The organism is Pseudomonas sp. Arb-4-2C (assembly GCF_055755015.1).
In genome coordinates, this window is the sequence record NZ_CM146899.1 from 3,858,192 (window position 1) to 3,882,234 (window position 24,043).

The window sequence follows — 24,043 nt, forward strand, 5'->3', positions numbered from 1 at the left end:
TCAACATAATTTGTCGCTCGATGTGTAGGACGGCCCCGTCCCCCAGGCGTCCCACTAACCTATTGGCAGCAAGGTGATTTCCATGACGGAACAAGTATCCACAAGCAGGTGCGATTCACCGCTACTTCAGGCCTTCGTCGACAATCGACTGATTCTGGTGAAGATTGCAGCGCGCATTACCGGCTGCCGTTCGCGCGCCGAAGACGTGGTGCAGGATGCGTTCTTCCGGTTGCAGTCGGCGCCGCAAATCACCTCGTCGATCAAGGCGCAATTGAGTTACCTGTTCCAGATCGTGCGCAACCTTGCCATCGATCATTACCGCAAACAGGCGCTGGAGCAGAAATACGCAGGACCCGAAGAGGAAGGATTGAATGTGGTCATCCAGGGCGCTTCGCCGGAAACCTCGCACATCAATTTCTCGACGCTGGAACATATTGCCGACGCGCTGACCGAACTGCCGAGCCGCACCCGCTACGCTTTCGAGATGTACCGCCTGCATGGCGTGCCGCAGAAGGACATCGCCAAGGAGCTCGGCGTCTCGCCGACCCTGGTCAACTTCATGATTCGCGACGCACTGGTGCACTGCCGCAAGGTGTCGGGCAGTCGTGGGGATGCGGCATCGATGGGTCGTCGTTAATCAGCGAAATCGTGGCGCCCTCATTCGCGAGCAGGCTCGCTCCCACACTGGTTCTGCGTACACAGGACAAATGTGGGAGCGAGCCTGCTTGCGAAGGCGACCTCAGGATCATTGAAATCCCGAGGCCTGAGCATCAAGCCAACTTGCACCGATCAAAAAACCGCTCACGCCCCAGAATCATCAACGCCGCGCGCTTGTGCGGGAAGTCGAATTCCTTTTCGCAGTGGAAGCACTGGTTGTGCATGTGGCCGATCATCTTCGCGTTGTCGGCACGCGGTTCGGCGACCACTCGCTGAGTGCGCGGATCGTCCAGAAACAGGTAGTGCACCAGCGCCGACAACCAGCTCGCCACCTTGTGCGGGCCACGGTGATCTTCCTCCCCGACCAGCATGTGAATGCCGCGATCGTAATTATCGGCGTCGTAGAACGGCGCGATACGATCTTCCTTGGCCCAGTAGGCTTCGAAGTAAGCGAAGGGCTGATCGTCGAAACAGCCGATCAGGGACAGCGTGTGCGGGTCGGCGTCGAGCTTGCTCAGGTACTCGCGATGCTGCTCAAGACTGCCCTCTTCCTGCCAGAAACTGGCGACCCGCGGGCTGTTCTGCCAGCGATTGAAACGCGGCAGATCCTGCTCGATCTCCACCGTGCGCAGGGAAATCCAGGCGCCGAGACGCGCATCGAAACGCCGATAGACCTCACCGCGCGGTTTCACCGGGCGCAGCGGGTGACGCTTGCCATGGCTGATCACCATGTGCTGCGGATAGCTGCCGCTCAGTGACGTGCCGAGCCATGGTTGCGGCAGTTGCCAGAACAGCGCGCGTTCGCAGCGATACTCACCGGCCACCTCGGTGCTGACCAGCAGACCGCTGAGCAAGGCTTCGGTAGGCGGTTGATCGAGTTGCCAGGTCAATTGCTGGCGCGCCGGCTCGCGGGCAAACAACCAATAGCAGGCCGCCCATAGCGCCAGGCCTGGCGGCAGGGCAAAACGCTCATCGAGCTGGATCGGGCCGTTGCCTTCACGATCCAGGCGCAGGCGAATCAGCGGTTGCCCGTCCAGACTCAGGCTCAGACGGCTTTCAGTTGCATCGGCTACCAGTTGGCTGCCCGAAGGCAAGGCCAGGGCAGTCAGGTCATTCAGATTGGACATGGGTCGGGCTCACGATAATCGTCGACAGTTCAACGATGGGACGTGAGCCGAGAGCGGAAATTTAGCCGCGCGGGTGAAAAACGGTCAGGGATGGGGCACCGGCACCACGGCAATTTTGTAAGGATCGAATATCTTCAGCATCTGGCCGTTGTCGCGCAAACCCTGCAGCAACTTGCCGAATGCCTCGCCGGTAATCGGAGCGGTCGGGCGCAGAATGGCGTAGTGGTGATAAATCTGATCGATGCGCTGCGACACCAGCAGATCGTCTTTCACCTTTTCGTTGCGCTTCAGATAATCGAACAGGTAGGAGCGAGTCACCAAGGCAATGTCGGCCCGCCCGCGCAGCACCATCAGCAGGTTGCTGTCGTGGGAATAGGTCAGCGTGGCGTTGAACGTATCAGCAAGGTATTTGGGATCGGCATTGAAGTTGGCGAACTCATAGTGATAACCGCTGTACAGCGCCAGGCGCTTGCCCTTGAGGTCGGCGAAATAGTTCTGCTGACGACCGTCTTCGCGCTGCGCCACGAAAATCTCGGCATCTTCCAGGCCCATATCGACATCCGTGTGCGGGATATCCTTCCAGCCCCAGTCGGGATTCTCGAAGATCGCCATGTCGATCCGGCCCTGCTTGAAATCACCGAAGCGACGGGGAATCGAGGTCGGCACGAGGACAAACTGATAATCCGTCTGCAACGCATTGAGCGCCTCGACCAACTCCGGCAGCAGCCCGGTATCGGCACCGCTTTCCGGGCGGATCGTGTAAGGCGGGAAGTGCGCGGCGCCCACTCGAACCAGTTGCGCCGCCTGCGCAGGCAACCCTGAAAATGCCGTCAGCGCGACGAGTACCAGACCCGTGGCCGTCCGAATTGGCGAAGACTTCAAAACACCCCACTCCCCCGAAAAAAATACCGATCAATGCATTCAAGCTAGGCGGTTTCGCCCAGTTAGCCAGTTTCCCGACCCGTTAGAAAGTGGATCAGCGCTCTTCGAGCACCAGAATCAGCGCTTCATCGGCCAGTTGATCGAGGCTCAGACTGCCGCCGGCACGGAACCAGGTGGTGGTCCAGGACAACGCGCCAGTGAGAAAACGTCGGGTTATGAACACATCGCCACGGATAAATCCGGCCGCCTTGGCTTCGCCCAGCACCTGCAGCCAGATGTCTTCGTAGACATCGCGCAGGGCCAGCACTTTGGCCTGACCGTCTTCGGACAGCGAACGCCATTCGTAGACCAGCACCGCCATCGCTTCGCCGCTGCCGCCCATGATCGATTGCAATTCGCAGCGGATCAGCGCCAGCACCCGCTCGCGCACATTTGTCGCGTCGGCCAGTGCGGCGCGCATCAGCGCGGTGTTGTAGCGGATGGTCTCTTCCATCACCGCACGGAGGATTTCGTCCTTGCTTTTGAAGTGATGAAAAATGCTCCCGGACTGAATCCCCACCGCCCCGGCCAGGTCACGCACGGTGGTGCGCTCATAGCCCTTGTTGCGAAACAGGTGAGCGGCCACTTGCAGCAGTTTGCCGCGGGCGCTGTCAGGGTCGGTCAACTGGCCCTGGTCGACCAGTTCGCGCATGACCCTCAGGGCTTTTTGCTCGTCCACCCGTTCTCTCCTACAGTCGATCAGTCTGTTGCCCCCTGAACATGCAGGGTTGCGCGCAATTTAAGCCGCGGGCTGCGACCAAGCAAGCGCTTGGGCAGAAGATATTTCAGCTGTTTACAAACCAAGCGCTTGCTTGGTAGCCTCCAGACACTTCTGTCGCAGGTTCCTGAGTCGGAGATAACAATGCCAACCACCGTTCGCATCGGATGCGCCAGCGCATTCTGGGGTGACACCAGTACCGCCGCCGCGCAGCTTGTGGCAGGCGGGCGCCTGGATTATCTGGTGTTCGACTACCTGGCCGAGATCACCCTGTCGATCATGGCCGGCGCCCGCCTGAAAGAGCCTCAGGCCGGGTTCGCCGGGGACTTCATCGAGGTGCTCGCCCCGCTGCTGCCACAACTGGCCGAACAGAATATCCGCGTCATCAGCAACGCTGGCGGAATCAATCCACAGGCCTGCGCCGCCGCCCTGCAAGCGGCCTGCGACAAGGCCGGCGTGGCGCTGAAAATCGCCGTGCTGCTGGGTGATGACCTGCAACCGCAATTCAAGCAGCTCGCCTCTCAGGGCATCCATGAGATGTTCAACGGCACGCCGCTGCCGCCAATGTGCGTGTCGACCAACGCCTACCTTGGCGCGCCGGGCATCGTCGAGGCGCTGCGCCTGGGCGCCGACATCGTCATCACCGGGCGCGTGGTCGACAGCGCGGTGGTCAGTGCCGCACTGGTGCATGAATTCGGCTGGGCGTGGCACGACTACGACAAGCTCGCCCAGGCCGCGCTGGCCGGGCACATCATCGAATGCGGCGCGCAGTGCACAGGCGGCAATTTCACCGACTGGCGCGACGTGCCGGATTACGAACACATCGGTTTTCCCATCGTTGAAGTCCGCGCCGACGGCCAATTCATCGTCAGCAAACCCGAAGGCTCCGGCGGCCTGGTGACGCCACTGACCGTCGGCGAGCAGTTGCTCTACGAAATCGGCGACCCGCAGGCGTACCTGTTGCCGGACGTGGTCTGCGATTTCACCCAGGTCAAATTGCAGCAACAAGGCAAAAACACCGTGCATGTGCACGGCGCCAAAGGCTTGCCGCCCAGCGACAAATACAAGGTCAGCGCCACCTGGCCGGACGGTTTTCGTTGCACCGCCAGTTGCCTGATCGCCGGCATCGATGCGGTGGACAAGGCGCGACGCGTCAGCCAGGCGATCATCGACAAGACATCCGAGATGTTCAGCCAACGCGGCTGGCCAGGCTACAGCGAAGTCGACATCGAACTGCTCGGCAGCGAAGCCACCTACGGCCCGCACGGCCAGCGCCGGGACAGTCGCGAGGTGGTGATCAAACTCGCCGTGCGCCATCCACAGAAACAGGCGCTGGTGCTGTTCTCCCGGGAAATCGCTCAGGCCGCCACCGGCATGGCGCCTGGGCTGACCGGCATCGTCGGCGGACGGCCAACGGTGTACCCGCTGATTCGCCTGTTCTCGTTCCTGATCGATAAAACCGCCTGCACCCTGCAAATCGACATGGCCGGTGCGCGACATCCCTGCGCCCTGCCCGCGCAGACCCCGCTCGACAGCCACGACCTGCCCACCCCCGACCAGCCGTCCAAACCCCAAGGCCGCGCCGACGCCAGTGTGCCATTGGTCAAACTGGCGGTGGCGCGCTCCGGTGACAAGGGCAATCACAGCAACATCGGCGTATTGCCGCGCCGGCCCGAATACCTGCCGTGGATCGCCGAAGCGCTAACCCCGGCGGTGCTCGTCGACTGGATGCGCCACGTGCTCGACCCGATCCACGGCCGGGTTGAACGCTGGTATCTGCCCGGCACCCACAGCCTGAACTTTCTGCTGGAAAACGCTCTCGGTGGCGGCGGTGTCGCAAGTCTGCGCATCGACCCACAGGGCAAAGCCTTCGCCCAGCAACTGCTGGAAATCCAGATCCCGGTGCCGCAGAGCATCGCCGAACAACTCGACTAGAGGTTGGGCTTCATGGCTTACGAATCGATTTTCAAAGCCGATCTGTTCAGCGGCCAGACCATCATCGTTACCGGTGGCGGCAGCGGCATCGGGCGCTGCACTGCGCATGAACTGGCGGCGCTCGGGGCCACGGTGCTGCTGGTCGGGCGCAAGCCGGAGAAGCTGCAAAAGGTCGCCGCCGAAATCACCGAAGACGGCGGCCGCGCCCACTGGCAAGCCTGCGACATCCGTGACGAAGAAGCAGTCAAGCAATTGGTCGGCGAGTTGATCGCCGAACACGGGCCGATCCACGGTCTGGTCAACAATGCCGGCGGCCAGTACCCGTCGCCGTTGGTCTCGATCAACCAGAAAGGCTTTGAAACCGTGTTGCGGACCAATCTGGTCGGCGGTTTCCTGATGGCCCGGGAAGTGTTCAACCAGTCGATGAGCAAGCACGGCGGCAATATCGTCAACATGCTCGCCGACATGTGGGGCGGCATGCCCGGCATGGGGCACTCGGGCGCGGCACGCTCGGGCATGGACAATTTCACCAAGACTGCCGCCTTCGAATGGGGTTACGCCGGAGTGCGGGTCAATGCAGTGGCCCCGGGCTGGATCGCCTCCAGCGGCATGGACACCTACGAAGGCGCGTTCAAGGCGGTGATTCCGACGTTGCGCGAACACGTGCCGCTCAAGCGCATCGGTACTGAATCGGAAGTCAGCGCGGCGATCGTTTTCCTGCTCAGCCCGGCGGCGGCGTTCATCAGTGGCAGCACCTTGAAAATCGATGGCGCGGCCAGCCTCGGCAGCCGCGCGTGGCCGCTGCACAAGGCGAGCCACAGCGAGTCGTTCAACGGTTTCCATCGGGCGTACTTGCCCGACGTCCTCAAGGACAAGGAGTAAGCCATGCCGCAGATCCAGTCCCAACTCGATCCGCACAGCGAAGCGTTCGTCCGCAACCGCGCGGCGATGCTCACGGCCATCGAGCAAGTCCAGCAACTGGAGCAGAACCTGCTGAACAAGGCCGCTGAAGCCAAGGCCAAATTCGACAAACGCGGGCAACTGCTGCCCCGCGAACGTCTGAACCTGTTGCTCGACCCCGGCGCACCGTTCCTCGAACTGGCGAGCCTGGCCGGTTACAAACTGCACGACGACAAGGACGGCAGTGCCGCTGGCGGGGGCTTGATCGCCGGCATCGGTTACGTGTCCGGCGTGCGCGCACTGGTGGTGGCCAACAACAGCGCGATCAAGGGCGGCACCATTTCGCCAAGCGGCCTGAAAAAGTCCCTGCGCCTGCAACAGATCGCCCAGGAAAACAAACTGCCGGTGATCACCCTCGCCGAAAGCGGTGGCGCCAACCTCAACTACGCCGCCGAGATCTTCGTCGAAGGCGCACGCAGCTTTGCCAATCAGGCGCGCATGTCGGCCATGGGCCTGCCGCAGATCACCGTGGTGCACGGCTCGGCCACCGCCGGTGGCGCCTATCAGCCGGGGCTGTCGGATTACGTGGTGGTGGTGCGGGGCAAGGCCAAGCTGTTTCTCGCCGGGCCACCCCTGCTCAAGGCCGCGACCGGCGAAGTCGCCACCGATGAAGAACTGGGCGGCGCCGAGATGCATGCGCAGGTTGCCGGCACCGCCGAATACCTGGCCGAGAACGATGCCGATGGCGTACGGCTGGTGCGCGAGATCCTGCGCATGCTGCCATGGAACGAGCAACTGCCGTGGCTGCCGGAGCCGCAATACAAGGTACCGCTCTACCCGATCGACGAACTGCTTGGGCTGATTCCCGACGACCCGAAAAAACCCTACGACGTGCGCGAAATCATTGCGCGAATCGCCGACGAATCGGAGTTTCTCGAATTCAAGGGCGAGTTCGATCAACAGACCGTGTGCGGCCAACTGAAAATCCACGGCCGCGCCTGCGGCCTGATCGGCAACAACGGCCCGATCACACCGGCCGGTGCGAGCAAGGCAGCCCAATTCATCCAGCTGTGCGACCAGAGCCAGACACCGTTGCTGTTTTTCCACAACACCACCGGGTTCATGGTCGGCACCGAATCCGAGCAGCAAGGCGTGATCAAACACGGCTCGAAACTGATTCAAGCGGTGGCCAATGCGCGCGTGCCTAAACTGACCATCGTCGTCGGTGGCTCCTACGGCGCCGGCAACTATGCGATGTGCGGGCGTGGTCTCGATCCGCGGTTCATCTTCGCCTGGCCCAACAGCCGCACGGCGGTGATGGGCGGCGCGCAAGCCGGCAAGGTGCTGCGTATCGTCACCGAGGCCAAGCAGCTCAAGGAGGGACTGGTGCCGGACCCGAAGATGCTCGACATGCTCGAACAGGTCACTGCGCAGAAACTCGACAGCCAGTCCACCGCGCTCTACGGCAGCGCCAACCTGTGGGATGACGGCCTGATCGACCCGCGTGACACCCGCACCCTGCTCGGCTACCTGCTGGAGATCTGCCACGAAGCCGACATCCGCACGCTGCAACCCAACAGCTTCGGCGTCAGCCGTTTCTGACGGCCACGGATCCCAAGGAGAACAATAAAAATGATCTTCACCCCGGAACACGAAGCACTGCGCCGCACCGTCCGCCAATTCGTCGAACACGAGATCAATCCGCACGTCGATGAGTGGGAAAAGGCCGGGCGTTTTCCGATCCACGAGATTTTTCGCAAGGCCGGCGACCTCGGTCTGCTGGGGATTTCCAAACCGGAAAAGTTCGGCGGCATGGGCCTCGACTACAGCTACTCGATTGTCGCCGCCGAAGAGTTCGGCACCATCCATTGCGGTGGCATTCCGATGTCCATCGGCGTACAGACCGACATGTGCACCCCGGCGCTGGCCCGCTTCGGTTCCGATGAGTTGCGCGAAGAGTTTCTGCGCCCGGCCATCAGCGGTGAGCAAGTTGGCTGCATCGGGGTCTCGGAAGTCGGTGCCGGTTCCGACGTCGCCGGGCTCAAGACCACCGCGCGCAAAGATGGCGATGACTACCTGATCAACGGCAGCAAGATGTGGATCACCAACTCGCCGAGCGCCGACTTCATCTGCCTGCTGGCCAACACCTCGGATGACAAGCCGCACATCAACAAGTCGCTGATCATGGTGCCGATGAACACCCCGGGGATCAGCCTCAGTTCGCACCTGGACAAGCTTGGCATGCGCAGCTCGGAAACCGCCCAGGTGTTTTTCGACAACGTGCGTGTGCCTCAGCGCAACCGCATCGGCCACGAAGGCGCCGGTTTCATGATGCAGATGCTGCAGTTCCAGGAGGAACGCCTGTTCGGCGCCGCGAACATGATCAAGGGCCTGGAATATTGCGTCGACAGCACCATCGAGTACTGCAAGGAACGCAAGACCTTCGGCAATGCGCTGATCGACAATCAAGTGATCCACTTTCGCCTGGCGGAGCTGCAAACCGAAATCGAATGCCTGCGCGCGCTGGTCTATCAGGCCACCGAGCAGTACGTGAAAGGCCAGGACGTCACACGACTGGCATCGATGGCCAAGCTCAAGGCCGGGCGTCTCGGCCGAGAAGTCAGCGACAGCTGCCTGCAATATTGGGGCGGCATGGGCTTCATGTGGGATAACCCGGTGGCGCGTGCCTATCGCGATGTGCGGCTGGTGTCGATTGGCGGCGGTGCCGACGAAATCATGCTCGGCATCATCTGCAAACTGATGGGCATCCTGCCGGGGAAAAAGAAATGAGCACCCTGCCCGATTGCCAGACGCTGTTGCTGGAACTGCATGGCGGCGTGCTGCACATCACCCTCAATCGCCCGGACAGCCGCAACGCGATGAGTCTGCAGATGGTCAGCGAACTGCGTGCAGTGTTGGCCACAGTAAGGGATGACCGCCGTGTCCGGGCCTTGGTGCTCAGTGGCGCCGGCGGGCATTTCTGCGCCGGCGGCGATATCAAGGACATGGCCAACGCCCGCGCCCAGGGCGCCGATGCTTACCGTGATTTGAATCGCGCTTTCGGCGCGCTGCTGGAAGAGGCGCAGCACGCTCCGCAAGTGCTGATCAGCGTGTTGCAAGGTGCGGTGCTGGGCGGCGGGTTCGGACTGGCGTGTGTCAGCGACATCGCCATGGCCGACCATCAGGCGCAGTTCGGTCTGCCGGAAACCAGCCTCGGCCTGCTGCCGGCGCAGATCGCCCCGTTCGTGGTGCAACGCATCGGCCTGACCGAGACCCGCCGACTGGCGCTGACCGCTGCGCGCTTTGATGGGCATCAGGCGCGGCGTCTGGGACTGGTGCACTTTGTCGAGCAGGATCCGCAAGCGCTGGCCGAGCGCCTCGATGAGGTTCTGCAGCATGTGTTGTGTTGCGCGCCGGAGGCGAATGCCATGACCAAGAAGTTACTGCTGGCCAGCGCCGGACAACCGTCGAGTGAATTGCTGGACGAGGCGGCGCAGTGGTTCAGCGAGGCGGTGACCGGGGCCGAGGGGGTCGAGGGCACCATGGCTTTTGTGCAAAAGCGTAAACCCGGGTGGGCCACCTGAAAAGCTTCGCGAGCAGGCTCGCTCCCACAGGGGCAGCAACGCATTCCAGATGTGGGAGCGAGCCTGCTCGCGAAGAGGCCAGCATAAGCACCGCACATTCCGAGGAAACAGCCATGCCCACCCTCCACAAAATCCTGATCGCCAACCGCGGTGAAATCGCCTGCCGCATCCAGCGCACCGCCCAGGCCCTGGGCTATCGCACCGTCGCGGTGTTCAGCGACGCCGACGCCCAGGCTTTGCATGTGCAGATGGCTGATCAAGCGGTGAACATCGGCCCGGCACCGGTGCAACAGTCCTACCTGAACATCCCGGCGATCCTCGACGCCGCGCGCCGCAGCGGTGCCGACGCAATTCATCCCGGTTACGGTTTCCTCTCGGAAAATGCCGGATTCGCCCGCGCCTGCGAAGAAGCCGGCCTGATTTTTATCGGCCCCAGTGCCGACGCCATCGAGCTGATGGGCAGCAAGCGCCTGTCGAAAATCGCCATGCTCGACGCCGGTGTACCGTGCATCGCTGGCTATCAAGGCGCCGCGCAGGACGACGCGACCTTGCTGCGTGAAGCCGAACGCATTGGCTATCCGCTGATGATCAAAGCCAGCGCCGGGGGCGGCGGACGCGGCATGCGTCTGGTGCACAGCCGCGATGAGTTGCCGGCGCAATTGCGTACGGCGCGCTCCGAGGCATTGAACGGCTTCGGCAGTGACGAACTGATCCTCGAACAGGCGCTGATCGAACCGCGACACGTCGAGGTGCAATTGTTCGGCGATAGCCACGGCAATCTGGTCTATCTGGGCGAACGCGATTGCTCGGTGCAGCGGCGCCACCAGAAAGTCATCGAGGAAGCCCCCTGCCCGGTCATGACTCAAGCGTTGCGTCAGGCCATGGGCGAAGCGGCGCTCAAGGCTGGCCGTGCAGTGAATTATGTAGGTGCCGGCACCGTCGAATTTCTGCTCGACGCCCGTGGGCAATTCTACTTTCTGGAAATGAACACCCGTCTGCAGGTCGAGCATCCCGTCACCGAACTGATCACCGGGCTGGACCTGGTCGCCTGGCAACTCGCAGTCGCCGAGGGGCAGCCGCTGCCATTGACCCAGGATCAGGTCACGCTCAGCGGCCACGCCATGGAAGTACGCCTGTATGCCGAAGACCCGACGCAGGATTTCCTGCCGCAGACCGGGCGCATTCAGGCCTGGGAACCGGTCTTGACGTCGGGCGCACGGATCGATCATGGCCTGCTCGAAGGTCAGTCGATCAGCCCGTTCTACGACCCGATGCTCAGCAAGCTGATCGCCCACGGCGCCACCCGCGAGGAGGCGCGGCGCAAGCTGCTGCGCGCGGTGCAAGACAGCGTGCTGCTCGGCGTACAAAGCAATCAGCGCTTGCTGGGCAGCCTGCTGCAACATCCGCAGTTCATCAGCGGCGAATTCAGTACCGCGTTCATCGCCCAACACTTCACCGACCACGCTTGCCTGCACGCCTACGTGCCCGGTGCCGAGGAACTGGCCATCGCCGCCGTGCTGTTTTATCAGTCTGGCGCGCAGGCCCATCGTGCGCCGCTCAAGGGTTGGCGCAACAATGCCGGGGCGCCGCTCAATTACCGCCTTGGCCTTGAAGAACAGGACTGGACGCTGCAACTGCTGGCGGACAGCGATGGCCACTTCACCGTGAACGTGATGGAGCGCTCGCTGGCGCTGAACATTATCGATTGCAACGAGCGCTCGCTGACCCTGGAAATCGACGGCCTGCGCCAGCGTCACGCCTATCGGCTGGAGAGCGGACAACTCTGGCTGTTCACCCGCCCCGGCAACCTGCGGCTGGAGGATCGAACTCATGCACTGATCAGCAGTCAGAGCAGCGTCAGCTCCGGCACGCTGAAGGCACCGATGGACGGTGCTATCGTCGACGTGCTGGTCAGCGAAGGCAGCCCGGTCAGCAAGGGTCAACTGCTGGTGGTGCTGGAGGCAATGAAAATGGAGCACCCGCTCAAGGCCGGCATTGACGGCGTGCTCAAGCGGGTGCAGGTCAAGGTCGGCGATCAGGTAAAAAATCGTCAGGTTCTGTTGCAGGTCGAGTGAGTCACCAAGCGCAAACGCGAGGTTTGACTACGCTCTGATCTATCAGGACGCGTAAATCAGGAAACCTGCGATGCCCCATTGGCTGGTCATTGATCTGGAAGCCACCACGGATGAAGGTGGCTGGCCGGTTACGGAAATGGAAATCATCGAAATCGGCGCCACGCTGGTCGATCGTGCCGGTCGTGAGCAGGATCACTTTCAGCGCTTCGTCAAACCGACACGGCGGCCGTTGCTGACGGCATTCTGCCGTGAGCTCACGCACATCACCCAGGCGAATATCGACGCCGCGCAGCCGTTGACCGAGGTCTGGCCGGCCTTCGAACGCTGGCTCGGCCAACACCAGACGCGCCTCGAAGGCTGGGCCAGTTGGGGTGACTACGACCGCAAGCAATTGCTTCAGGAATGGCAGCGCCTGCAACTCGACAGCGTGTTGAGCCGGGTGCCGCACATGAACCTCAAACAGCGCTTTGCCAAGGCCCGGCGCCTGGAGCGGCCGTTGGGGCTGAACGGGGCGCTGCAACTGGCTGGCATGCAGTTCAGCGGTCAGCAGCATCGAGCCCTGGAGGATGCGCGCAATACCGCGCGATTGTTGCCGCTGGTATTGCCACTCTAGAGTCAGGGCGGGAACTTGCCGGACACGCCCCGGGCAGGTGACGGCGCCAGGAGCCTTGTGCATACTGGCCAGCCTTTTTTAACCCTTTTTTGCCCTTTTCGAGAGGAATCGCCCATGTTCAAAGTCAACGAGTACTTCGACGGCACCGTCAAGTCGATCGCTTTTGGCACCGCTGAAGGTCCGGCGACCATCGGCGTCATGGCCCCGGGCGAGTACGAATTCGGCACCAGCCAACGGGAAATCATGCACGTGGTCTCCGGCGCACTGACCGTCAAACTGCCGGACAGCAGCGACTGGGAAACCTTCGCCGCCGGCAGCCAGTTCAACGTACCGGCCAACAGCAAGTTCCAGCTGAAAGTCGCCGTCGACACTGCTTACCTGTGCGAATACCGCGGCTGACGCTGCAGGTTTTTCCGGTGCAAAAAAATGCCCGTGTCGAAGGACACGGGCATTTTCATTTCAGGAACGGTTACTCGAGGACTTCCACCGGCATCCCGACTTCCAAGTGACCATTGCTGTCGTTGACCAGGTTCTGGCCAAACATTGCGCCATCGGCTTGGGCACGGTATTTCTGCAAGGTAGCCAGCGGTTCGCGATCAGCACTGCGTTCGCCAGTCTGCGGGTCGATGGTGGTCAGAATGCACCGTGAGCACGGCTTCACCACCCGAAACTCGACATCACCGATGCGGATCCGCTTCCAGCCATCCTCGGCGAACGGCGCGCTGCCTTCGATCACCAGATTGGGCCGAAAGCGCAGCATCTCCAGCGAACGCCCGACCCTTTGCGAAAGATCCTGGAGGGACGCCTCGCCGATCAGCAACAACGGGAAGCCATCGGCGAACGCAACCTGATCGTCGTCGCGGCCATAGCCGTCCTGAGTCATGCGGGCGCGGTTCAGTGGCACCTGCACCAGCCGGGTGGGTTTGCCAATGAAATCGCTGACCCAACGAGCCGCTGCGTCACCGGCATCCGGTACGCGCAAGGTGTCGCGCCAAATGGTCACGCCGCGCAGGCCGGTGTCAGTATCCTGCTCGGGCAACGGCACATCCAGCGCCGCGTGCCCTGGCGCGCTGAGGGTCAGGCCGCCCTGCGCATTCCACAGCGCCGACAGCTGGCTCATTTTCGCCTCGGCCCGCTGGGTCAGAAAGCGCCCGCTGGCCTCGTCCACCAGCATCCAGCGGCGGTCGCCTTCAAGGCCCAGTTTATCCAGACCAATCGATTGCAGAATCTCGGGTTTGCCGGATTTCAACGGGTAACGATAAAGCGCGCTCAGACGCAGCATGGCCAGCTCCCTGGAGGATGAAAACGCCACCCTATACGAGCTTTATTCGCGAATCAAAGAACAAACACTGCAGGCTCACTCCTGCAAGACGTTGTGATCAGGCCGGCACTTCATCAAGCATCAGACGCTGGCGCACCACATCGACCAGCTTGTCCGGCTGGAACTTGGAGAGGAAGTTGTCGCAGCCGACCTTCTTGACCATCGAGTCGTTGAAGCTGCCGGACAACGAGGTGTGCAACACCACGTACAGGCCACGCAGACGCGGGTCGTTGCGGATCTCGGTGGTCAGGCGGTAACCGTCCATTTCCGGCATTTCCGCGTCGGTGAACACCATCAACAACTTGTCGGTCATGTTCACGCCGGTATCGGCCCAGGCCTTGAGCATGTTCAGCGCTTTCAGACCATCGCTGGCAATGTGCATTTTCACCCCGAGCTGGCCGAGGGTGTCACGCAGTTGCGAGAGCGCGACGTTAGAGTCATCCACCAGCAGCACTTCGCGGCCACGGGCACGCTCCAGCACCGGATCATCCAGCTTGTCGCGCGAGACCTTGGCGTTGTACGGGACGATTTCGGCGAGGACTTTCTCGACGTCGATGATTTCCACCAATTGCTCGTCGACCTTGCTGATCGCAGTCAGGTAATGCTGGCGCCCGGCGCTGGTCGGCGGCGGCAGAATGGCTTCCCAGTTCATGTTGACGATGCGATCCACGCCACCGACGAGGAAGGCCTGCACTGAACGGTTGTACTCGGTGACGATAATCGTGCTGTTGGGACCCGGTACCAGCGGACGCATGCCGATCGCCTGGGACAGGTCGATCACCGGCAGCGTCTGGCCACGCAGGTTGACCACGCCGCAGACAAACGGGTGGCGCTGGGGCATCAGGGTCAGCTTCGGCAGTTGCAGAACTTCCTGAACCTTGAACACGTTGATCGCGAACAGTTGGCGTCCGGCCAGTCGAAACATGAGAATTTCCAGGCGATTCTCACCCACCAGTTGCGTGCGTTGGTCTACCGTGTCGAGAATGCCGGCCATCAATGACTCCTGGGCTTGTTCTGATGAATTCACTAAGAGGGGTTATCGGCTGTTCATGGTGAATCTTGATCCCCGCACAAATCACCAACAAAATGCCATACACAGGCATTGATGTCACATTAACATCATGCTTTACTGGCTCGGTGATTTCATCTGCTACATTCTCTTCTGGCGCGACCACGGTTTGCGCCACAGGTTCCCGCGTGTAAGGGAATCCCCTAGTAACAATCAGGCCCAACCTGATGTTCGCAATATCCAATAGCCATTAATGTGACGCCATTCTCATTGCATGAACGGAGTCAGGCTATTGTGTGCGATCGCAGTTCGGTGGAAACGCATCCTCTCGAAACCCTCAGCTTGTGCACTTGCACGCCGGGGCGCGGTCTCGCGACGATTCACGATCGTCGACACACACGGCATTCCCTCATCAGACATGACGCTGTGGAGATAAGCATGCCAATCGACCGTAAAGACTGGGCACAACGCTTTCCCGAATTTCTCGTCGAGGCAGAAACACTCCTGGCCAAATCCGAAGAATGCCTGAGCCACCTGCAACTGATCAGCAACGACAAGGACGCCATCGACTGCATGCTCAGCACCCTGCTAAAACTCGCAGGCCGGGCTGAAGCGTTGGCGCTGGAAGCGGTTTCCGAGTTTTCCTTGCACATTCACAGCCTGCTCACCCACGCGCCGGATCATATCGATCTGCACGCACAGGCACTGGATGCGCTCAAAGACTGCTTCACCCTGATGGCTTGGCAAATCGAACTGGTTGACCAGAACACCGGCCAGTTGAGCCTTGATGACAGCGAACAGACTTCCCTGATCGAAGCCTTTGCATTCCAGGTAGGCCAAAGCCAGTTTCAGCCATCGCTCTCGACCCGATCACTATCGTTCACGCCCTACTCGGAGCGTCAGGCCTGATTGGCCGCTGTTAATACGCAAATCGAGGCTGTATATCCGAGTCGCTGAATGTCGCAATTGAATAGTTCATACCTGCCAGCGACAAGCCGAATTAAATAATCACACCCGTCAGCAGCGGATATTTTCCCGCGGCCTCAGGGTTTTCCTGTGTCCGTGTAACGAACAACTTCGAGTGACGTGGATATCTACCGAGCACAATAAAGCGACTTTTTTCCATTATGGAACTCGCGTCCAACATGGGGTCTTTCCTGACTCGTTGGACATATATGGCAAACGCGACCAACGGTATCTTAAGTGGTATTATGCCGGCCATTAGTTGCTTTCAATTAATGGCACAGTGATTCAGTGACAGGCACCCACCAAACTTGGCGGTCAAATATCGCTCACTGAACCTCGTTAAATTCAATAACATAATTGACAGCATTTTCAGACAGAGATCCGCCCGCCACCGGCCGGTCTGCCCGCAGCGAACATCCATTGGCTCCATCCGTTATGTACGCCAGCCTCAAGTCAATCACTACATGGCCACCTTCCCGGGAAAATGCCCGCCGGTTCACGCTCATATTGAGTGTCATCGCGACTGTCGGCAGCCTGCTGACCTACGGTTTGTCGGCGCCGCTGTCACTGGGATTGCTACTGCTGAACGTCGCGGCCACCGCTTGCGTCTGGGTGCAATATCGGCTGTCGCGCAAATCGATCAAGTTCCAGCCTCAGGAACTCGCAGACCGCCTGCTCGAAGTCCAGGAAAATGAACGGCACCGACTCAGCCGCGAGCTGCATGACGATATCGGTCAGTTGCTGACGGCTGCCAAGCTGCAAAGCGAATGGCTGAAGAGACGCCTGCCGCAGGACTTGCAAGAACATTGCTCGACACTTTGCGACACGCTTGAAGAAACCCTCAACAAGGTGCGCGATGTTTCAGCCATTCTCAACCCGCGCCAACTGACCAGCCTCGGGCTCGAAGCCAGCCTGCGCGCGCACTTGCTCAAGGCTCTGGCGAACACCCCGGTGCACTGGAGCCTCGATTGCCAGCAACGCCTCAATGGCATTCCGGAAGAAATGGCGGTCGCCGCCTTTCGTATTACTCAGGAAGCGGTCACTAATATCCTGCGTCATGCGCAGGCGAAAAACCTGCTGATCCGCGTACAACGCCTGCCGCAAGGTCTGACGTTGTTTATCAGTGACGATGGCCTGGGATTTGCGCCTGCCGCCGACCCGGGCCGCGAAGGACAACGTGGCATGGCCGGGATGGCCGAAAGAATCGAACAACTGGGCGGCACACTGAACGTCATCAGCGAGCCGGGCAAAGGCACTCAAATCGAAGCACTATTCCCCTGGGCGCCCCGTGCACTCGAGCGGGCCAGTACGAATAAGGTTATGCGTTGACTTGTAACTTACTTCTGGTGGATGACCACTCGCTGATCAGGGCCGGCGTGCGCGCTCTGGTGCTCGATATTCCCGGTTACGCGGTCATTGGCGAAGCCAGCGATGGCTCGCAGCTGCTCGAAATGGTCGAGCAACTGACGCCCGACATCGTGTTGCTGGATATCTCGATGAAAGAAACCGGTGGACTGGAAGCCCTGCAACGACTCAAGCGGGTGCGTCCGCAAAGCAAGGTGCTGATCCTGTCGATGCACACCGATCCGGCGCTGATCATGCAGGCACTGGAGTCCGGCGCACACGGCTATCTGCTCAAGGACACCACGGCCACCGAACTTGAACATGCCCTTGAAGCGCTGCGCAACAACGAACGCTACCTGAGCCCGGCCATCGCCCATACCGTGATCAACCAGGCGCTGACCCGCACGCAGAAAAATCAGCCGGAAGTGGCCGATTCGCACAACCTGACGGCTCGTCAGCTGGAAATCCTGCGGTTGATCGTGCGCGGCAAGTCCACCCGGGAAATCGCCAACGGCCTTGGCTTGAGCATCAAGACCGTCGAAACCCACCGCTCACAGATCATGAAGCGCCTGCAGATCTACGATGTGGCGGGTCTGGTGCTGTTCGCTGTGCGCGAACAGATCATCAGTCTCGACGACTGACCGACCGCGCGCCGCCCAACAGCGGCGAATGCTCGGGCAAGTGCACCCGCAAGGCTGCGGGGCGCACCTCGAAGCGCAGGCTTTCACCTTCCAGCGGTTCGCCGTCAAGATTGATGCTCAACCCTTCGGCGACCTTGATTTCGACCCAAGGCAAGCGCGCCCGGACAAACATATTGTCGAGGCCGAAGCCATCGCTGAGCAGGTTCTTCAGCGTGCCGAACAACTCCTGCGGTGCCGGCAGGATGCTGATATCCAACAGGCCATCATCGGCCAATGCCTGCGGACACAATTCGTGTCCGCCGCCCGCCTGGCGGCCATTGCCGATACCCAGCGCCAGCAACTCGCCACTCCAGTGAAAATCCGGTCCATGCAACTCGCCATAGGCCGCGTGCAACTCACTGAACCGCGACAGACCAGTGAACAGATAGGCCGCCCCGCCGAGTACTTTTTTCAGATCCTCAGACGTATTGGCGGTGACCTGGCTGCCGAAACCACCCGTCGCCATGTTGAGGAAAATCTGTCCACCGACTTCACCCAGATCAATCTCGCGCGGTGGCACATCCAGCAGCTCCAGCGCCTCGGCCGGCTCCAGCGGGATCCCCGCTGCGCGGGAAAAATCGTTGGCCGTCCCCAGCGGCAGCAGCACCAGACTGGCCTGATGCGGATGTGCGGCGAGCGCTTCGGCGATATCGCGTAACGTACCGTCCCCGCCGCCAGCGATAATCTGTTTGTACCCGGCCGCCAATGCCTCTTGCACCAGACGCTGAGCGTCACCGGCTTCCCAGGTCAGTCGTACCGCTAGCTCCCAGCCCTGTTTGCGTTTGCCTTCGACGGCGGCACGAACCGCCTCATTGAGTGCCTGCTTGCCATGCAGAATCAACAGCGCCCTGCGTTCACTCATAACCATTACTCCCCACGTTTGACTCGGTCTGAGACATCTTGACCACTGGCGCACGTAAAAAAGCCGCAGGAATCACTTTTAATTCAAGCGACTGACCTGTTGCGTCCTACACAGCGGTATTTTTTCTTACAACATGTGAGGAATCGGCTCAATTGACCCGTCGCGTTCATTGATTCACCGTGTGCAGGTGATATCAATCTTCGATTTAACAACACAAGGATGTGCAGGTCATGAGTGGATACACCCTCCGAACGGGTAACAGTTTGAATCATGGAAAGCTTAGCGAGCTTACAATTGAAACAGCCGACGGACATTTCCATGCAAAGCCATGAAGCCAGAATTTCAAATAGTCCGCTGCCCTCTCTCACCGAAAGTCGCGCCAGTCACACATCCGATTTCAAAAAGAGCGCCAGAACCACTGGAGAAGTTGATATGGAACCGCGCGTGACTGAACTGGAAACCCACCTCAAATACATTCGCCGGGATATGGATGAAGTCCGCGGCGATGTCAAAACCATCAAGCACCGCCTCGCCTATTCGGCGGGGGCAACAGCGGTGGTGCTGGGGCTGCTTGGGTGGGTCGCCAATAGCCGGTTCGATCAACTGGTCACACTGATGAGCCATTGATTGGGAAATGCAGGCATCGACGCTGTATCGGTCGAGCCTGCACTTGCAAGGCGGGGGATCAGCCGAGCAGATCACTCAGAGGAATGAAGACAACTTGATCGTCTTCCACCAGTGTGCGTCCCTCAAGCACTTCTACCAGTCCATCCGCCCAGGCAGCACTGCGCAATACCCCTGAACTTTGATTGCGGTAGATGATTGCACGGCCTTGTTCGAGTCGACCGCGCAAGTATTCACGCCGATTGCCCGCCACAGGCCAGACAAAGCCTGCCGGTACCGTGAACTTCAGCGGTTCGACGTCCTTCACACCCTGACGCCGCAACAAGTAGGGCCGTGTGAGCAGGGCAAAGGTCACCAGCGTCGAAGCGGGGTTACCGGGCAAACCAATGACCGGCACATTGCGAAAATGGCCGAACGTCAGCGGTTTTCCAGGTTTGATTGCCAGTTTCCATAGCGCCAGTTCGCCCTCCTCTCTCAAGGCGATGCCCAGAAAATCCGCTTCGCCAACCGAGACCCCTCCCGTCGAGAGAATCAGGTCGACATTCTGCAACTCGCCCAGACGTGCACGGGTGGCATCCAGATCGTCCGGAAGAATGCCGGCATCGATCACCTCACAACCCAGACGCTGCAGCCAACTGCACAGCACCACTCGATTGCTGTTGTAGATCTGGCCCGGGCCCAACGCCTGGCCGGGTTCGACCAGTTCATCGCCGGTAGACAGCACCGCCACCCGCACCTTGCGCACCACACTCAGCCCGGCGCAACCCAGTGATGCCGACAAACCTTGTTCGATCGGTCCCAGCCGGGTACCTGCCGGCAGGATCAACTCACCGATGGTGGTTTCCTGGCCTTGCGGGCGAATGTTCTGGCCGACGGTGATAGTTTCGGTAAAACGCACCCGGCCGTCGGCCTGAACCTCGGCGTTTTCCTGCATCTCCACGCAATCTGCCCCGGCAGGCACGGGTGCGCCGGTGAAGATCCGCGCACAGGTACCGGGCTTCAAGGGCTCGGGCGCCTGCCCGGCGAACACCTTTTGGCTGACCGGCAAAGGCTCTCCGGTCCAGTCTGCGAGATTCAGGGCGTAACCATCCATGGCACTGTTTGGCCAGGGCGGCAGGTCCAGGGTCGAGATCAAGTCTTCGGCCAGCACCCGCCCCTCGACGTCAGCCAATGGCAGGAACTCTCGCTCGATAATCAGCGAGGCCTCGGCCATTGCCAGCAGGCGAGCCAGCGCTTCTTCGACAGGCATCAGACTGCCGGTCTTGCCCGGCTTACCCACGGGATTCACAAGGCGCCGCCTGTTTCAGGTGAGGTACGAAGTTGCAGGGGCGGTGCCGCGAGTCCAGTTGTTCAGCCAGAATGCCGTCCCAACCAGTGCGCACGGCGTTAGTCGAGCCTGGCAGACAGCATACCAGCGTGCCATTGGCCAGCCCCGCCAATGCCCGCGACTGCACGGTCGAGGTGCCGATATCGGCCACTGATATCTGGCGGAACAATTCGCCAAAGCCATCGACCTGCTTGTCGAGCAGACAGGCCACGGCTTCCGGTGTGCTGTCACGCCCGGTGAAGCCGGTACCGCCGGTAATCAGCACGACCTGCACCACGTCCTCGGCAATCCAGTGGGCAACTTGCGCGCGAATCTTGTACAGGTCATCTTTGAGCAAGACCCGTTCGGCCAGGCGGTGGCCGGCAGCGCTCAGGCGGTCGACAAAGACCTGGCCTGAGGTGTCGGTTTCCAGGGTTCGGGTATCGCTGACAGTCAGCACCGCAATGTTCAGCGGTGCAAAAGGTACATCGGCCTTGGCTTTCATTAGGCTCGTCCAGTTGTAGGAGAAACAGCCCGGTGTTATATCACAGCGCCTGAATTTTTCGCCGCCCTGCTGGAGAGCTGCCATGACCTCGAATACGCCATTGCCCCCCTGCTCCATTCTGCTCCTGGCGGGTGGACGCGGCCAGCGCATGGGCGGCCAGGACAAAGGCCTGATCGAATGGCAGGGTGAACCGCTGATTGCCCATCTGCAGCGCAAAGTGCGGCCGCTGACCGACGACTTGATCATCTCCTGCAATCGCAATCACGAGCGCTACGCCGCGTACGCCGATCAGCTGGTGAGCGATGCAGAAGGCGACTTTCCCGGCCCATTGGCCGGCATACTCGCCGGGCTCAAGGCCGCGCGCCGGTCACACCTGCTGATCTTGCCCTGCGATGTACCGCGCATCGACGCCGCGCTGCTGCACGACATGCGAATAACCGCCGGCCAGTTTCCTGACAAACCTTTAATGTTGCGTCACGACGGGCACTGGGAACCGCTGCTGTGCGTGATTCCAGTAGCCCTGCTGGCCGCGTTCAAAGCGGCCTGGAACGCTGGTGAACGCAGCCCCGGCCGGGTCATGCGCGACCTTGGCGTCACTGCCCTGCAATGCCCGGACAATGACCCGCGACTGGCCAACCTGAACACCCCCGAACTGTTAAATGCGCATAACACTGTGTCAGACTGACAGCATTCAAGGAACTCTCACGCCTTGTATACGTCTCAAGCTCAGTAACCAAAAGTATTCCCATTCGGAGACACACCCATGACTCAACGGACCCTCGCCACTTTCATGCTCGCACTGGGCCTGGCAACTCTCGCTGGTTGCTCCTCGCCAACAGTGATCACCTTGAATGACGGTCGCGAAATCCAGGCCGTCGACACCCCGAAATATGACGAAGATTCGGGTTTCTACGAGTTCAAGCAACTGGATGGCAAACAGACCCGCATCAACAAGGATCAGGTTCGTACCGTTAAAGAGCTGTAAGCTTTACGTCGACGCCGGATACAGAAAAGCCCGCATTAATGCGGGCTTTTTCATGGGCGCTGGAAAAGTCGGTTGTCTCACCACTGCAGGGTGATCCGGCTCTCGAACGAGCGCTCTTCGCCCGTCACCGGGTCGATAAACCGCAACCCCTGCGCGAGCAGTTTCAGCGGATTGACGTAGTCATCCTCAGCGTCTTTCAACACATCCGGGTAAAACGGATCATTGCAGATACTCGCCCCCAGCGCGGTCATGTGCACCCGCAACTGATGTTTCTTGCCGGTCACCGGATACAGTCCGTAGCGCCAGAGTTCACCGTTTTTCTCCCGCACCTCGACCGCCGTTTCCGTGTTGGCGACACCGGGGCCTTCCTGCATGCGGAAGAACGGTTCGCCATCGATCAGACGACTTTTGTGTACGAGGGGAAATTCCAGATCCGGCAGCGCGGGGGCAATGGCCTCATAGCGCTTATCGATCTGCCGGGTTGGAAACAGCGACTGATATGCCGAACGGGTCTGCGGATTGGCCGAGAAGATCACCAGCCCCGCCGTGTGCCGGTCGATACGGTGCAACGGCACCAGGTGCGGATTGTCCAGGCGCCGGATCAGTCGGCGCAGCAAGGTTTGCTCGACATATTCGCCGGCGGGTGTCACCGGCAGAAAATGCGGTTTGTCCGCTACCACCAGATGGTCGTCGGCATAGAGGATCGATTCCAGCACCGGAATCGGCTTCTCATCCGGCACTTCACGGAAGTAGTGAATCCGCAGGCCTTCCTTGTACGGCAGGTCCAGCGCAATCGGCTGGCCCTGACCATCCAGCACCCGCCCCCGCGCAATCCGGTCCAGCCATTGCTCGCGACTGATCGCACTGAAATGTTCGCACAGGCAATCAAGCACGGTGAGCCAGGCGCCTGGCGGCAGATAAAGGGTGCTGGCCTGATTCTGGGCAGCGGAAAATGTTGGTGTGGACATACGGAAATTCGAACCCTCGATGCAGGTCGGCATTATCCAACACTGAGCGATGCGAACCTAGCGCAGATTCCGCCGCCCGCCTCAGGCCGGGATCGACTTGAGCGCTGCGGCTTCGGTGAACTCCTTGAGCCAGCGCAGGACATCGACCGCCTCCCAGCGCCCCGGGTCGTACAAGGCGTACAACAGCCCCTGATAACCGACCACATCCAGTTGCTTGTGATAACCGGCACGCTGGAACAGCGCCTCGATTTCGGCAAAGCAGGTGTTGAAATGCAATTTGTTGAACGGCGTCTTGCCCTCCGTGACCAGCCCGTCCAGGCGCAACTCGAGGACTGCCTCGCGCACCACGTCAACCGACATCCGGTTCACGCTGTTCTTCAACTGTTCGACATTGACCACGGTTCGTCCCTCTGACTGCCGGATTCACCTGCTCAAGTCATGCAAAGCAGCAGGCCAATCCAATTACTGTATGCACATACAGTAACTGAATAAACCGCAAAGTGCCAAGGGACGGATGCACGCTCGCGACCGGCGGAGGACAGTGGCACGCCAGCAGGAAACAGTTCAGCGCAGGAAGGCCACTACCTGATCGGCATTGAACGGCCAGCCCAGTTCTGCACCATTATCAATCCGGCGCAGCACCGGAATCCGCAGGCTGTAAGCCTCGTACCAGGATTCATCGTCGGCAATATCCACCAGTTCCACCAACAGACCGTGCTCGACAAAAGGCATCAACTCGGCCTCTGCCAACTCACACAAGTGGCATCCCAGGGTGCCGAACAACTGACATTCAGGGGGCATGATCGCTCAACCGGAAAAATGAGCGTTCATTCTAGGCCTGCCTCGAAAACCCGTCGAGCCACTGCGGCCCAAAGGTCCCGACACGGCACCCAGGACGCAAAACCCTGACGCAAATCAGCCCGCACAAAAGCCAATCAGGCGA

At 60.5% G+C, this 24,043-nt stretch carries 26 protein-coding genes; 15 read left to right on the forward strand and 11 right to left on the reverse strand.

Translation table 11 applies throughout. The annotated features are described in order from the left end of the window. Positions 1 to 82 precede the first annotated feature (82 nt). Complete coding sequence (locus AC0J41_RS17350) at positions 83 to 637, forward strand: RNA polymerase factor sigma-70 (RefSeq protein WP_025113192.1); 555 nt, start codon at positions 83 to 85, stop codon at positions 635 to 637. Positions 638 to 770: 133 nt separating this feature from the next. Here the strand turns inward: AC0J41_RS17350 and AC0J41_RS17355 are convergent, their stop codons facing one another. The 3 genes from AC0J41_RS17355 to AC0J41_RS17365 form a co-directional block, all read right to left on the reverse strand. Then, positions 771 to 1,784: a GNAT family N-acetyltransferase gene (locus AC0J41_RS17355; protein ID WP_473013150.1), complete on the reverse strand. Its 1,014-nt coding sequence runs from the start codon at positions 1,782 to 1,784 to the stop codon at positions 771 to 773. A gap of 84 nt (positions 1,785 to 1,868) precedes the next feature. Next, complete coding sequence (locus AC0J41_RS17360) at positions 1,869 to 2,666, reverse strand: substrate-binding periplasmic protein (RefSeq protein ID WP_473013151.1); 798 nt, start codon at positions 2,664 to 2,666, stop codon at positions 1,869 to 1,871. A 94-nt stretch (positions 2,667 to 2,760) separates the two neighbouring features. Continuing rightward, positions 2,761 to 3,384 (reverse strand): TetR/AcrR family transcriptional regulator, encoded by a 624-nt coding sequence (locus tag AC0J41_RS17365; protein WP_473013152.1) that lies wholly within the window; start codon positions 3,382 to 3,384, stop codon positions 2,761 to 2,763. A gap of 183 nt (positions 3,385 to 3,567) precedes the next feature. Between AC0J41_RS17365 and AC0J41_RS17370 the strand changes: the two genes are divergently transcribed. The 8 genes from AC0J41_RS17370 to ppnP all read left to right on the forward strand — a co-directional run bounded on the left by AC0J41_RS17370 (position 3,568) and on the right by ppnP (position 12,929). Further along, positions 3,568 to 5,358 (forward strand): acyclic terpene utilization AtuA family protein, encoded by a 1,791-nt coding sequence (locus AC0J41_RS17370; protein WP_473013153.1) that lies wholly within the window; start codon positions 3,568 to 3,570, stop codon positions 5,356 to 5,358. 12 nt (positions 5,359 to 5,370) lie between these two features. Beyond that, positions 5,371 to 6,240 (forward strand): SDR family oxidoreductase, encoded by an 870-nt coding sequence (locus AC0J41_RS17375; RefSeq protein ID WP_473013154.1) that lies wholly within the window; start codon positions 5,371 to 5,373, stop codon positions 6,238 to 6,240. 3 nt (positions 6,241 to 6,243) lie between these two features. Then, the gene (atuC, locus tag AC0J41_RS17380) at positions 6,244 to 7,860 is read left to right on the forward strand and encodes a geranyl-CoA carboxylase subunit beta (protein WP_473013155.1); all 1,617 of its coding nucleotides are present in this window, start codon (positions 6,244 to 6,246) and stop codon (positions 7,858 to 7,860) included. Positions 7,861 to 7,890: 30 nt separating this feature from the next. Next, positions 7,891 to 9,048 (forward strand): citronellyl-CoA dehydrogenase, encoded by a 1,158-nt coding sequence (gene atuD, locus AC0J41_RS17385; RefSeq protein ID WP_473013156.1) that lies wholly within the window; start codon positions 7,891 to 7,893, stop codon positions 9,046 to 9,048. Further along, a complete protein-coding gene (locus AC0J41_RS17390; protein ID WP_473013157.1) occupies positions 9,045 to 9,842 on the forward strand; it encodes an enoyl-CoA hydratase/isomerase family protein in 798 nt (265 codons plus the stop codon). Before atuD ends, AC0J41_RS17390 begins: the two co-directional genes overlap by 4 nt. Before the next feature lie 113 nt (positions 9,843 to 9,955). Then, positions 9,956 to 11,917, forward strand: a complete 1,962-nt coding sequence (locus AC0J41_RS17395; protein WP_473013158.1) for an acetyl/propionyl/methylcrotonyl-CoA carboxylase subunit alpha — start codon at positions 9,956 to 9,958, stop codon at positions 11,915 to 11,917. A gap of 70 nt (positions 11,918 to 11,987) precedes the next feature. Next, positions 11,988 to 12,530, forward strand: coding sequence for a 3'-5' exonuclease (locus AC0J41_RS17400; protein WP_025113182.1), 543 nt, complete (start codon positions 11,988 to 11,990; stop codon positions 12,528 to 12,530). Positions 12,531 to 12,644: 114 nt separating this feature from the next. After that, on the forward strand, positions 12,645 to 12,929 hold the full coding sequence (gene ppnP, locus AC0J41_RS17405; RefSeq protein ID WP_007940055.1) for a pyrimidine/purine nucleoside phosphorylase: 285 nt from the start codon (positions 12,645 to 12,647) through the stop codon (positions 12,927 to 12,929). A gap of 70 nt (positions 12,930 to 12,999) precedes the next feature. On the opposite strand, the gene AC0J41_RS17410 is transcribed toward ppnP, so the two are convergent. Then, a complete protein-coding gene (locus tag AC0J41_RS17410) occupies positions 13,000 to 13,812 on the reverse strand; it encodes an MOSC domain-containing protein (RefSeq protein ID WP_025113181.1) in 813 nt (270 codons plus the stop codon). 97 nt (positions 13,813 to 13,909) lie between these two features. Then, complete coding sequence (locus tag AC0J41_RS17415) at positions 13,910 to 14,845, reverse strand: chemotaxis protein CheV (protein WP_025113180.1); 936 nt, start codon at positions 14,843 to 14,845, stop codon at positions 13,910 to 13,912. 453 nt (positions 14,846 to 15,298) lie between these two features. On the opposite strand from AC0J41_RS17415, the gene AC0J41_RS17420 reads away from it, so the two are divergent. From AC0J41_RS17420 to AC0J41_RS17430, 3 genes are all read left to right on the forward strand, one after another. Beyond that, positions 15,299 to 15,769: a hypothetical protein gene (locus tag AC0J41_RS17420; RefSeq protein WP_025113179.1), complete on the forward strand. Its 471-nt coding sequence runs from the start codon at positions 15,299 to 15,301 to the stop codon at positions 15,767 to 15,769. A gap of 492 nt (positions 15,770 to 16,261) precedes the next feature. Continuing rightward, positions 16,262 to 17,155: a sensor histidine kinase gene (locus AC0J41_RS17425; RefSeq protein ID WP_473016016.1), complete on the forward strand. Its 894-nt coding sequence runs from the start codon at positions 16,262 to 16,264 to the stop codon at positions 17,153 to 17,155. Then, complete coding sequence (locus AC0J41_RS17430) at positions 17,152 to 17,811, forward strand: response regulator (RefSeq protein WP_025113176.1); 660 nt, start codon at positions 17,152 to 17,154, stop codon at positions 17,809 to 17,811. The genes AC0J41_RS17425 and AC0J41_RS17430 overlap by 4 nt, the downstream gene beginning before the upstream one ends. Here AC0J41_RS17430 and yegS read toward each other — a convergent pair. Next, the gene (gene yegS / locus AC0J41_RS17435) at positions 17,795 to 18,712 is read right to left on the reverse strand and encodes a lipid kinase YegS (protein WP_473013159.1); all 918 of its coding nucleotides are present in this window, start codon (positions 18,710 to 18,712) and stop codon (positions 17,795 to 17,797) included. The two genes, AC0J41_RS17430 and yegS, sit on opposite strands and share 17 nt — an antisense overlap. A 318-nt stretch (positions 18,713 to 19,030) precedes the next feature. On the opposite strand from yegS, the gene AC0J41_RS17440 reads away from it, so the two are divergent. Next, the gene (locus AC0J41_RS17440) at positions 19,031 to 19,339 is read left to right on the forward strand and encodes a hypothetical protein (protein WP_473013160.1); all 309 of its coding nucleotides are present in this window, start codon (positions 19,031 to 19,033) and stop codon (positions 19,337 to 19,339) included. Positions 19,340 to 19,397: 58 nt separating this feature from the next. Here the strand turns inward: AC0J41_RS17440 and AC0J41_RS17445 are convergent, their stop codons facing one another. Both AC0J41_RS17445 and moaB read right to left on the reverse strand, forming a co-directional pair. After that, positions 19,398 to 20,624 carry a molybdopterin molybdotransferase MoeA gene (locus AC0J41_RS17445; RefSeq protein WP_473013161.1) on the reverse strand — a complete coding sequence of 409 codons (1,227 nt, stop codon included), beginning with the start codon at positions 20,622 to 20,624 and terminating at the stop codon, positions 19,398 to 19,400. Next, on the reverse strand, positions 20,608 to 21,147 hold the full coding sequence (gene moaB / locus AC0J41_RS17450; RefSeq protein ID WP_025113173.1) for a molybdenum cofactor biosynthesis protein B: 540 nt from the start codon (positions 21,145 to 21,147) through the stop codon (positions 20,608 to 20,610). The genes AC0J41_RS17445 and moaB overlap by 17 nt, the downstream gene beginning before the upstream one ends. Positions 21,148 to 21,229: 82 nt before the next feature. Here moaB and mobA point away from each other — a divergent pair, with 82 nt between their 5' ends. Next, positions 21,230 to 21,832, forward strand: coding sequence for a molybdenum cofactor guanylyltransferase MobA (mobA, locus tag AC0J41_RS17455; RefSeq protein WP_473013162.1), 603 nt, complete (start codon positions 21,230 to 21,232; stop codon positions 21,830 to 21,832). Between the two features lie 78 nt (positions 21,833 to 21,910). Beyond that, positions 21,911 to 22,132: a YgdI/YgdR family lipoprotein gene (locus AC0J41_RS17460; protein WP_025113171.1), complete on the forward strand. Its 222-nt coding sequence runs from the start codon at positions 21,911 to 21,913 to the stop codon at positions 22,130 to 22,132. 77 nt (positions 22,133 to 22,209) lie between these two features. Here AC0J41_RS17460 and AC0J41_RS17465 read toward each other — a convergent pair whose 3' ends face one another. From AC0J41_RS17465 to AC0J41_RS17475, 3 genes are all read right to left on the reverse strand, one after another. After that, positions 22,210 to 23,100, reverse strand: a complete 891-nt coding sequence (locus tag AC0J41_RS17465) for a pseudouridine synthase (RefSeq protein WP_473013163.1) — start codon at positions 23,098 to 23,100, stop codon at positions 22,210 to 22,212. A gap of 81 nt (positions 23,101 to 23,181) precedes the next feature. Beyond that, positions 23,182 to 23,499, reverse strand: coding sequence for a transcriptional regulator (locus tag AC0J41_RS17470; protein WP_003226726.1), 318 nt, complete (start codon positions 23,497 to 23,499; stop codon positions 23,182 to 23,184). Positions 23,500 to 23,664: 165 nt separating this feature from the next. Beyond that, complete coding sequence (locus AC0J41_RS17475) at positions 23,665 to 23,901, reverse strand: glutaredoxin family protein (protein WP_473013164.1); 237 nt, start codon at positions 23,899 to 23,901, stop codon at positions 23,665 to 23,667. Positions 23,902 to 24,043: the final 142 nt, after the last annotated feature.

Coding starts and splice junctions, on each gene's coding strand:
- AC0J41_RS17350 (WP_025113192.1), top strand. CDS start 83: ATGACGGAACAAGTATCCACAAGCAGGTGCGATTCACCGCTACTTCAG.
- AC0J41_RS17355 (WP_473013150.1), bottom strand. CDS start 1,784: ATGTCCAATCTGAATGACCTGACTGCCCTGGCCTTGCCTTCGGGCAGC.
- AC0J41_RS17370 (WP_473013153.1), top strand. CDS start 3,568: ATGCCAACCACCGTTCGCATCGGATGCGCCAGCGCATTCTGGGGTGAC.
- AC0J41_RS17375 (WP_473013154.1), top strand. CDS start 5,371: ATGGCTTACGAATCGATTTTCAAAGCCGATCTGTTCAGCGGCCAGACC.
- atuC (WP_473013155.1), top strand. CDS start 6,244: ATGCCGCAGATCCAGTCCCAACTCGATCCGCACAGCGAAGCGTTCGTC.
- atuD (WP_473013156.1), top strand. CDS start 7,891: ATGATCTTCACCCCGGAACACGAAGCACTGCGCCGCACCGTCCGCCAA.
- AC0J41_RS17390 (WP_473013157.1), top strand. CDS start 9,045: ATGAGCACCCTGCCCGATTGCCAGACGCTGTTGCTGGAACTGCATGGC.
- AC0J41_RS17395 (WP_473013158.1), top strand. CDS start 9,956: ATGCCCACCCTCCACAAAATCCTGATCGCCAACCGCGGTGAAATCGCC.
- AC0J41_RS17400 (WP_025113182.1), top strand. CDS start 11,988: ATGCCCCATTGGCTGGTCATTGATCTGGAAGCCACCACGGATGAAGGT.
- ppnP (WP_007940055.1), top strand. CDS start 12,645: ATGTTCAAAGTCAACGAGTACTTCGACGGCACCGTCAAGTCGATCGCT.
- AC0J41_RS17410 (WP_025113181.1), bottom strand. CDS start 13,812: ATGCTGCGTCTGAGCGCGCTTTATCGTTACCCGTTGAAATCCGGCAAA.
- AC0J41_RS17415 (WP_025113180.1), bottom strand. CDS start 14,845: ATGGCCGGCATTCTCGACACGGTAGACCAACGCACGCAACTGGTGGGT.
- AC0J41_RS17420 (WP_025113179.1), top strand. CDS start 15,299: ATGCCAATCGACCGTAAAGACTGGGCACAACGCTTTCCCGAATTTCTC.
- AC0J41_RS17425 (WP_473016016.1), top strand. CDS start 16,262: ATGTACGCCAGCCTCAAGTCAATCACTACATGGCCACCTTCCCGGGAA.
- yegS (WP_473013159.1), bottom strand. CDS start 18,712: ATGAGTGAACGCAGGGCGCTGTTGATTCTGCATGGCAAGCAGGCACTC.
- AC0J41_RS17440 (WP_473013160.1), top strand. CDS start 19,031: ATGCAAAGCCATGAAGCCAGAATTTCAAATAGTCCGCTGCCCTCTCTC.
- moaB (WP_025113173.1), bottom strand. CDS start 21,147: ATGAAAGCCAAGGCCGATGTACCTTTTGCACCGCTGAACATTGCGGTG.
- mobA (WP_473013162.1), top strand. CDS start 21,230: ATGACCTCGAATACGCCATTGCCCCCCTGCTCCATTCTGCTCCTGGCG.
- AC0J41_RS17460 (WP_025113171.1), top strand. CDS start 21,911: ATGACTCAACGGACCCTCGCCACTTTCATGCTCGCACTGGGCCTGGCA.
- AC0J41_RS17465 (WP_473013163.1), bottom strand. CDS start 23,100: ATGTCCACACCAACATTTTCCGCTGCCCAGAATCAGGCCAGCACCCTT.
- AC0J41_RS17475 (WP_473013164.1), bottom strand. CDS start 23,901: ATGCCCCCTGAATGTCAGTTGTTCGGCACCCTGGGATGCCACTTGTGT.